Source organism: Pedobacter petrophilus (genome assembly GCF_009674725.1).
GTDB lineage: Bacteria > Bacteroidota > Bacteroidia > Sphingobacteriales > Sphingobacteriaceae > Pedobacter > Pedobacter petrophilus.
On sequence record NZ_WKKH01000118.1, the window covers coordinates 1 to 762 of the forward strand.

Here is a 762-nt window from a genome sequence, read left to right on the forward strand (position 1 = left end):
CAATGTCATTAAGTTAAGTGTTTAAATATCTGATTACCAACTATTTGACTTGTTTTTATGGGTTTATTTTCTTATATTTAACTTATAACCAATTAGTTAATGTCAAAAAAAAACCTCATTTTTAATTATCGAAAAATTAAGGGAGGCCATCTTCAGCCGAGAACTATCTTTAGAATTTAGGATGAACGAACAGGACTTTACCAGAAACAGAAAGCAGCCATTTACGGCATCCCTGCTCTTGATGATAAACTTTCTAAGAAAAAGCCTGACCATAGAAATAGATGGATTTTTAAGTTATCTAAAGGGGCATTTTCACTTGATCAAGCTACAGGGGTTTACCTCCAGCGCTTTCATACAGAATAGAAAAAAGATCAATCCAAAAGTATTCCAGCATCTTTCTGCGGTAATCACCGAAAACTTCTATACCAGTGAAAATGATGGGCTGAAACTTTGGAATGGTTTTAGGGTGCTTGCTGTGGACGGCTCAAGGATTACATTGCCCAACACCGCCGAACTAAGAAAACGTTTTGGCGCAGCAAAGAACCAGTCCGAAGTGGAGATTGTACAGGCAAAGACCTCTATCCTTTATGATGTGCTGAATAAGATAACCTTGGATGCCATCCTTGATGGCCAGGATAAAGGGGAGCAAGAACTTGCTCTACGGCATGCACATTGTTGGCAGAAAAAAGACCTTATCATATACGATCGTGGCTATCCTTCCTACGATTTTATGAGCGAGCACATTGTCAAAAAAACAGAGTT

The 762-nt window shown here is 38.3% G+C and carries 1 pseudogene; it reads left to right on the forward strand.

Annotated elements, in window-relative coordinates:
- Positions 1–181 precede the first annotated feature (181 nt).
- Positions 182–762 (forward strand): annotated as a pseudogene (locus GJU39_RS23295) (hypothetical protein); the annotation flags it as partial.